The organism is Exiguobacterium sp. S22-S28, assembly GCF_043359615.1.
In the GTDB taxonomy this organism is placed as follows: Bacteria; Bacillota; Bacilli; order Exiguobacteriales; family Exiguobacteriaceae; genus Exiguobacterium_A.
Map to the genome: position 1 here is coordinate 26514 of NZ_JBHFFC010000012.1, position 9156 is coordinate 35669.

Below are 9156 nucleotides of genomic sequence, written 5' to 3' on the forward strand. Positions count from 1 at the left end.
TGAAATGAAGGAGGATTATATCGTATGTTAACAAATCTAAAAAATACAACAAGAATTGGCCAAGATATGCGTAAAACGTTAGAAATATTTTTGTGTTTGTTAAAGTATGAAAGTGAATCTGAATACAAAGATTTAGAAGGGATTGATGAAAGCATTTTAATAGAATTAAAAAAAAATATAAATATAAATAGTCCTTACAATATTGAAGATAGTAAGTTACACAATAACGTAGAAGGTAAAAATGAATGGTTAATTAATAGAGTAAATAGTTTTAAGAAGATTATTCCAGAAAGTTCTAAAAGAAAAAAATTCGTAGATGCACTATTTTATGATGTAACTTATGATCTAGAGGAAAACTTTACGGAATTTAAATTCAAAACGTATAATTATCAACACCTTGAAGATAGTAAAAAAAATAAAGTTATTCAAGATGAAATAAAAAAAATATTCTCTGATTTATATACTAGATACTTTAATCAAAAAAATGAAAATAGCGATGGATATGAAATATCAAATAGATTGTTATTTTATAAGGAATTTTTTGAGACGAATTCAAATCTATCGGTTTGTCCTGCGTGTTTAGGAGAACTAAACATGAGAACGATGCAGTTAGACCACTATTTTCCGAAGTCTAAATTTCCTGTTCTTTCAATTCACCCATCAAATATTGTTCCTATTTGTTCAACGTGTAATACAGTAGCAGGAAATCATGAGAATTCAGGTAAAGGAGAGAAAGTACCATCATCTCCGACAAATTCTAGTGATGAAAATGCAGTGGGAGGAATTTCAAAAGTTTTTTTCCCATATAAAAGTTCTGCCCATAAAAAAATTCTTGGCAAAATTGAAAAGGATACAACTACTGGAGCTAGAGATAAAAAATTCAAAGCCCAGTTAATAAACTCATCCGACAAAAATTTAAGTAAAAAATTAGAGAATCATATTGATTCGTTTAATCTAGAATATAATTGGAGTTCGAAAATACCTAACATACATAACATTATTTTTTTAATGGCTAAAAAGCATTTTAATATAGTTATTAAAGAAATTTATAATGATCAAGAATTAAATTCTATAGAGATTTTTAAAGCTTTAGAAAAAAACATTAGTACGAGAAAAGTAAGGGGTTTTCTTTACTATTCATTTGTCCTAAATAGTGAAGAAATAATTTCGTCGATACCTGACTTGTTACTTACTTCAAACTATGCAATGTATTTAATACTTAATCCTGCGCCTTTAGAGGCATTTGCCTTAGAGCTAATTGAAGATTTTAAAATAAAAAATGAAATGAAGATTCCATATTTTTTCAATGAAAATTTATATAAGTAAAGTGAATTACCATTAATAAACATTTTATTAAATGCATAATTCATGAAGTTTAAAAAAATAATATGTTAAATAAAAACGAGGTTTTAAAATGGCAGAATTATCAAAGTGCGTAATAATAGATAAAGAAAAATATTTATTTGGAGCTGCGTTCAATATAATAAAACCACTTGATATAAGTGAAGTAATTAGTTTGTCTGGAGGTTGGGAATTAGTTCTAAATTCTAATAGTCATTATGTAATTTTAAGAGGAAAAGATTATAAAGGGGATTTGAATGACTTTTCTTTATACTGTTATGAAGTAATACAAAAAGGTCTAGACTTGCTCAGTATTAACGGTAAAGCGGATATTTCAATCGAATCGGGAAACGAAGAATACTATCTTTGGTGGAAAACAGAAAAACAATATTTTAGAATAGTAAGATTGATAGACTTCAACTTGAAGTCTAGTGTCAATATCAGTGCAATTGATCAAAATGGAGATAGTGTGAATTTAATACCAAAAAAAGTTACTAAACATCATGAAAGCTTGAGATATTATCGATTATCTCAAGTCACAGAAGATTTGTTTGATGCTTTTAGAAACATGTATTTAGCATTTGAGAGTTTATTAAGCTTAAATACCAATAGGAGGAAAGGCGAGAAAGAAGGAGATTGGTTAAAAAGAGCATTGAACAATTTAGCATATTTTAAAGGGAATTCTGAATTGTTTGGAAATAAAAATATGAATATTGTCGATAAATTTTATAAAGAAATTTATATTGAAGTGAGATGTAAGTTGTTCCATGCTAAAAGCAATCAAAAAAAATTAATTCCTCAAAATTTACAAGACAGAAAAAAAGTATCAGAAGCTTTTCAGATTCTTACTCAAGTTGTACTAATGCTTGCAGATAATTTATTAGGTATTAATCGAGAGACAGCCATAGTAACTAATTCAGGATTCTCTAGTATTTTTAGTGATAATTTTAAAAGTATAAATATTTTATTTTCTGAACGTAAGGATCAACTATCTTTATATGAATCAAAGACTGATGAATTACACAAATGCTCGTTTTCTTTAAAAGCATTTTATTCTAAAAGTCTTTCCACTCCAGGAATTAGTTACTATACTGGAAGCGTAAATCCTTTAAAAATAAAAAATGTATCTTCTATGAATAGATTTGCATTAACTTTAGAAAATGAACTTATGTCCATCCATAAAATCGATGAGTTAACCTTTGAAGGTATAGACGAGATTGAAGTTAATTTAGGTTATAGACTGCAAAATAGTAATTTACCAAAAAATACTTTTTATCATTAAAATTTTAAAAATTCTTACATCAATGACTCTTTTTTATAAGATGATTTGTCTGTCTTACTTTAAATTGATTTAAAAATATGAGGCAAATATAACAACTTTGATTGTGCTTCAAGTACGTTATAATTTTTCGGTGTCAGGTAGCTTAGTTTTTCATTACAGTAATTTAAGAAATTTGAGAACACGTTCAAAGACTTCGTGGAAATTTTTGCTGGCTAACAAGCCCAAAAGTTTCATCTACAAGATATGGTTTGTTAGGTGATTCTTGTTAACAAATTCTTAAAAGGCGTATGACGTATAGACATTTCTGAGTTGGCTTAATTGATTTAAAGTCATGCTCGATGAGGTCAGGTATCATTATGTTAAGATCACCTTGAAAATTTCATCTTTGTGTCGGCTTGATTTGACATTAGAGATAATGGATTTTTCTAGCATCCAAAGTGCTTCCACAGTTTCTTTGATTCAACGACCTTTGCTAAGCTATATGTGGGAATATAGGTAACATAGACAAAAACTTCGTATAACTAAATCATTTAAATGGTAGATTATTTAATGTTGTATTTTTTAATTCTTGCAAATAGCCATTAGTTGTACTAATAGATTCGTGACCAGAAAGATTCATTACCTCATATAAGGGAACTCCATCCGACAATAGTTTTGTAATGAAAGAGCGTCGGAACCAGTGAGGTGAGTTACTTTGTGACGTCAAATGTGCAGAAGCTGATTGAGCGATTAGTCTTAATGCTTCATATGAAATTGGAGTATCTTGATTTCTTACATTGAAACAAATATGAGTATTTATCATCCTTTCGATTTTCATCAACTCCTTTAGACGATGGATGAGGTGAATTGATTTTTTAGATAATGGAACACGTCGCCATTTTTCTCGCTTTCCCTTGACCTCGATATAGTTCATGGAAAATGTTTCATGAACATGACTGAACTGTAGAGCTAGTAACTCTGCAGCGCGCATACCAGTCGTCAATAACAGATAACCCATCGTCTCGTTCCGCAGCTGCAACAGCTCGCGGTTCTTTTTTTGCTTCACAGTGTGGCGGAAGGCGAGGGCAATCGCCTCCATCTCGTCGAAGTCGATCTCGCGGCGGAGCGGTTCCGGCTTCATCTGGTCCTTCACCTGGAGCGATAGGTCACGCGGGTGATAGTCATTGACGTGCAGGAAACGCAGGAAACGCCGCAGCATGGCGTTGCGCCGCTTGACCGTCCGGGGCGCGTACTGGTCGTGGACGTCCTTCAGGTATTCGTGCAGGTTGAGGATCGTCAGCCGCTTGACGCCCTCGGTCTTCGTCACGAAGAAGCGCAGGACGTAGTCGAGGTCCTGCTTGTAGGCCCGCTTCGTGTGCGGGCTTTTTTGGCTATAGATCGGGAACAGCTCTGTCGCCCAGAACAGCTCGAAGATCTCAAGGTCGCTCAGCGCCTCCATGTTCAGGTGGTCGTCCGCGAGCACGGCCAGCAGCTTCTGCCGGCTGTCCGCGAACGCCAGCACCGCCTCTTCCCTCGTCACCAATCCTCGTGTGTCGTTCTCCATCCCCTTCTCCTCCATCCTCGTCGGTCGTCGACGCTTCCTCTTTCGGGCCGTCCTCCGCGTCATATGCTGTTAAATCCGTCATTTATCTCGTGTTACATAGAATTATGGCTGATATATGTACGTCTTATTATATTTTATCCATGTTATAAGATGTCATACTTTTAATGTACAAAAATAGTATAACATACAACTACTTGTGATAATCACTAATTATCACAAGTAAATTCAATGTGGTGATCTTAGTTTACATAACTCAATTATCACGGAAAGGGCGAGGAGATGGGTGTAAGGCGTGTTTTCTTGATAGTATTCTCTATCGTCTCAAGGACCTCGGAAGGAATGACGTTTTTCGTCCCATTTATCGAAGTATTTTTTTTCAATGAGACGACTCAGATAAGCGTCCGGTCGGCAATCGATGATGAGCAGGAATTTACATGCATGAGGGGGTTCGATTTCGAGTCATGTTCGATGGAGAAGGTTTTTAGTATGCGCTTCAAGCGGGAGAGGGAAGTTCGATTCATGATTGATGGCATTCTAAGCATTATCGAAGGCGGCTAAACCGAATCCTGCAGTGTCTTGAAAGTAAGCGGTATGTGATAGCTTCCGATTATTCATGAAGATTTGATCCCTCCCCTAACCTCCATCATGAACGGGATGGAACCTAGGCGGGATTCGCTAGTACCACGATTGGTGAAGTGTATTCCTGATGATCGGGAGGTGTAATCTTCTATTGAAATGATTAACAAAAAGAGAGCTGCCCCTCCTCTCGCGAACAACAAGAGGGCTGCTTAGAACAGGTTTTATTTTTCTCTATACTGGACGCATACTGGATCAAAGATGATCAGTTTGTGACGACGACATAGCTACTATTAAGAGAGTTCTTTCATTCGATTAGGTTTTCATGCTCCTCGTTCTCATCGTCGGTTGATACCACTGCAGCTTAAGGCAGCTCCTTAGTCAGATACTTCAAGTTATCTCTATCACGATGAACATCAATCTAATACGATATGAATGTATTTTGCCAATGATAACGGATTGACCGAGTTCATTGGATCCGTCGGCCAATGAAGATAGCCTCCACGAAAGAAGTGATGTTAAGTCGACAGAACGAGAATAACACTCGTTCAGCCTACAAAACTCATTAGGATGCGATGACCAATCATCCTGAGATAAGCATGAATAGACGATTTGCTTAAGAAACATTGACCCGTTATCCGAATTCCATATTATGTAATGACTAATTTTTTAGGTAAAATATTAACATTAAAAGATGAATAAGGAGAATCGGATGAACCAAACTATCACAGGTAAGAGCATCATCAAAAACGCTTCGAAGATTGGCGAGCACGCCCTCGAGTTTCGGAACGACTCCCTAGTGATGGCTGACATGGGAGGACTTTTCGTTGAAGCCTCCGTTACCCAGCTATTCTATAAAAAGGAACTGCATCAAATTTCAGTTTCACGATTGGTATTGGAAGATCGTCTGGACGCGACTGGATGGACGGATGAGAGGAAGGAGCTGTTCTCGTTCTCCTGCGACATAGCATCCATGTTCAGTCTTTTGTCTGCTTGCGACTATTATTATGACTTCATAACATTCTCTGACGTGAGGGGTAAAGGGACGGATGGTGCCTACACCATCATGAAGTTTGGGAAAGATGTCTCTTTCAAGGAGTTGAGCTACGATAACAGTGCCATTTATTTTACATCGGAATCCGGCGAACAACATGAAATCAATCTATCTGATGTAAAAGAGATAAGGGACAACGGAAACTGTATCAGCTACATAAAAACGTTAAATATGACTTACGAGTTGATATGTTCCCTGCAAGTGAGGCAGTTGTTGAATGACGTCAGAGAAGTTATCGAGCGTCTGAATAAGCTTGGGAAAATGTCCGGACAAATCGTTCTGAAGGGTAAAGTTAACGACTTCATTGCGTACAAAGAGAATGGATGTTTAAAAGTTTACGAAGTGAAGAATCTCGAATTGAAGTACGTGTTCTCGCTTGAGAAACTAAGGATGTATATAGGGTCTCGTCATCTCGTCTTGATGCATGAGAGTGATATCATCTGTGCAGGCAATCGACATGCGAGACTGATATGCATAGAGACCGGCATCATTCCTACTAAGTTATACGAATTGTCTGGCGCGAACCTGATCACTAACAAGAAACAGGCGAAATATAAAGAACTACTTTTATGGCGCGAAGATACTAGATGGTATCTATTCAATCCAACCAAGGAAAAGCTCGTGAAGAAAATAGATGGAGAAGTGTACGGGGGCAAAGAAAATAATAAAGTCATCGTTCTTAGGGATGGATTGCTATCTTCGAGTCTAGCTATTGACTTCCTAGAAAGTATCGAAACGGCTAAAATTTTGATGACTACCACTGGATTTCCCATATTTTTTGAACGCCTGAAAATCAGTACGATCCGGATATCGATTCCAGGAAAGGTCCTGTGGGAACAGTCGGTCAAGAACTTCTATGACGCAGAGACACATCAAATAGACGGTGATATGAGAGTGGACCTGAATACAATATCGATGAGTATACCTATTGACATGTATAAATCCCACTATACGCAAAGCCTGATGGAGTCGAAGACGCCATCCCTGCCAAACGTCCCAATCACGATGCTGTTGACATCGAGGGCGCGGAACCTGAGCGACATGCTGATCTATGAGTTCTTCGGACAATGGCAGATACTGATGGACTATATGTCGTCCTACGTGGACGGTGGGGATTTCTCGGAGGATGAGATCAGGAACCATGGGCTGTTCATGTATCATGCCATCTATCAGCAACGGAAGCGGATGGAAGAGATATCGAGCAAGTTCCCCCACTTCATGTCGACGTTAGCCACCGAGGTCGGCGTCGGCAGGAGTGGTGACCAGATCCATCAGAGGCAGCAGAGACAGATGTTCCAACTATCCGCACAACTGAAGTCGCAGTTCACCGAGATTGAGAACCTACTCTCGCAGGTCACCTATGTCCATTTCCACAATGATGAATATCAGAGGAGGATAGACCAGGCCTATAAGGAGAGCAGTCTGAAGAAGACTGGAGGGGCCATTGCCGTCGGGATTGGTGTCGGCGTATTGACAGGTGGAATTGGATTGATTCTCCCTGCGATGACGGTGATTTCGGAATGGGCGACCTCGAAGCAAAGGAAAGAACTCAGTGACCTCCAGGCCGAGAAGGAGTTCAAGAAGAACGAGTTCTTGTTCAAGAAGGCGGTCGACCTCGTCAGACACATAGATGCCTTCACCATCAACCACCATGTCGACGTCCTGAACCAGTTCACGTTCGAGACCCTCCAGCTCGAGGCCCAGGAAATCATGGGGCTCGATCCGGACCATGGACGGAGGTTGAAGCTATTGAAACAATCCGTCCATCTATATGCGAAGAACACATTGCCGGTCGCCTTCGACCAGGGACTCGTACCACAACGGGTCGTCACGTCGATACTCGAAAAGCCATCGAAGAAGGATGAGGGGATAGCATCCCTATTCCTGGACTAAGGAGGAAATCAACATGTATAGAGACCCACTGAGACCTTTAGGGGCGACGGTCAAGGACCCGTTCCTCGACCTGGACCATGACCATATCCCAGACATCAATGATCCGTTGCTCGACATGAATCATAATGGAATCGACGACCGGTCGGACGCATTCCTGGACCTGGATCACGATCACATCCCTGACATGCAAGATCCCTTCATGGACGTGAACCACAACAGCATCGTCGACTCGTCGGACCTATCCATCGACCTGGACCATGACGGCATCCCGGACCATATCGACTCCTTCATCGATACGAACCATAACGGTCTTCCGGACCTCTGAGCGACATCGCCTCACTGGGGAATCTGGATGAGGACAACTGAACGTAACGGTGAGAAGGGGAGCGGACATGGAGTCGCTCCCCTTTCATGCATATATGGCCAGTCGATCGAATCTCAGAACCTCCACCACCACCCATGTGCGGAGGAAAGGATTCGCCGAGGTCTGAGATGGAGTGACGATGGTCATCCCGTCCAGAGAGGCATGCGCATGACGTTCAGACGTACGATTCGTCGTTCAGCAGGCGAGAAAGCACCATCCCCTTGATCCAGAGGTCCTGACGGTAGAGCGACAGGCCGTTGATGGACAATACCTTGGCGTCACGTCGAACGTATATTGGCGGGACTTCGGCAGGTTCGTGCGGGTGCGTGGGACGTTCGTCCGCTTCGTGAACCTCACCATCCCCGTCCTTGGGAGTAATGGATAATACGGATATTCGGACCGTCTGCTGATATCGCTTATGACCTATGCAACACTATTGTTCACTGGTGCTGGACCACGAAAAGCAGAGTAAACAAAAAGAAGAGGTCGGCCTCTCCTTGATTAATACCATGCACTAATCAGTTCATCACGAAACTCGACGGCTTGTTCGTACTGTAACTTGCCGACCTCGAATTCCATCTCTTTTGCTGGTCCAATCATCTTATTCCAGCGTGCTTCAAGATAGGCGGCTTTCGTCTCGTCCATATGCTCCGCACCGTGCATATTCTTCGAGACATAGTCCATCGCCTCGATGTACTCCTGATAATACTTCGCTACCTGGCGGAGTGATTTTGTCTCCGGATCGTCCTTGTAGAATTGAAACAACTCCGTGATACTCTGCATCGCATCGACTTTCTGCTTGAGCGATTTCGCGTCGATCGTCTGGACGTAGCTTCCCGTCGAGTATGGAATGAAGTCGACGATGGATTGCATCGACTTCTCGATATAGTCGATTCGGTTAATCTTGTTGACGGTTGGGGCATCCTTCTGTTCTTCAAAGCCCTTATCCACGTAGGGCTTCGTGTTTGGCATCATTCCCATATAGTAGACATATGCCCCTGAGCAAATTAGAGTGACGAGCGCGATGCTACTGAAATACATTTTGTTATTTTTCAAGAAAAGTTCCTCACAATCCCAATATATACTTGAATTATATCAAAAAA

Annotated in this window: 6 protein-coding genes; 4 read left to right on the top strand and 2 right to left on the bottom strand. The window is 40.1% G+C overall.

Translation table 11 applies throughout. The features are described from left to right. The first annotated feature begins 24 nt into the window (after positions 1-24). The gene (locus ACHA8N_RS03070) at positions 25-1326 is read left to right on the top strand and encodes a hypothetical protein (RefSeq protein ID WP_393964667.1); all 1302 of its coding nucleotides are present in this window, start codon (positions 25-27) and stop codon (positions 1324-1326) included. 88 nt (positions 1327-1414) lie between these two features. Beyond that, positions 1415-2623, top strand: coding sequence for a methylamine utilization protein MauJ (gene mauJ, locus ACHA8N_RS03075; RefSeq protein ID WP_393964668.1), 1209 nt, complete (start codon positions 1415-1417; stop codon positions 2621-2623). Between the two features lie 526 nt (positions 2624-3149). Here the strand turns inward: mauJ and ACHA8N_RS03080 are convergent. After that, positions 3150-4166 (bottom strand): tyrosine-type recombinase/integrase, encoded by a 1017-nt coding sequence (locus tag ACHA8N_RS03080; RefSeq protein ID WP_393964669.1) that lies wholly within the window; start codon positions 4164-4166, stop codon positions 3150-3152. Between the two features lie 1288 nt (positions 4167-5454). Between ACHA8N_RS03080 and ACHA8N_RS03085 the strand changes: the two genes are divergently transcribed. Together ACHA8N_RS03085 and ACHA8N_RS03090 are read left to right on the top strand one after the other, a co-directional pair. After that, positions 5455-7689, top strand: coding sequence for a hypothetical protein (locus tag ACHA8N_RS03085; RefSeq protein ID WP_393964670.1), 2235 nt, complete (start codon positions 5455-5457; stop codon positions 7687-7689). Positions 7690-7702: 13 nt separating this feature from the next. Continuing rightward, positions 7703-8014: a hypothetical protein gene (locus tag ACHA8N_RS03090; protein ID WP_393964671.1), complete on the top strand. Its 312-nt coding sequence runs from the start codon at positions 7703-7705 to the stop codon at positions 8012-8014. Between the two features lie 540 nt (positions 8015-8554). Here the strand turns inward: ACHA8N_RS03090 and ACHA8N_RS03095 are convergent. After that, positions 8555-9109 carry a hypothetical protein gene (locus tag ACHA8N_RS03095; RefSeq protein WP_393964672.1) on the bottom strand — a complete coding sequence of 185 codons (555 nt, stop codon included), beginning with the start codon at positions 9107-9109 and terminating at the stop codon, positions 8555-8557. Positions 9110-9156: the final 47 nt, after the last annotated feature.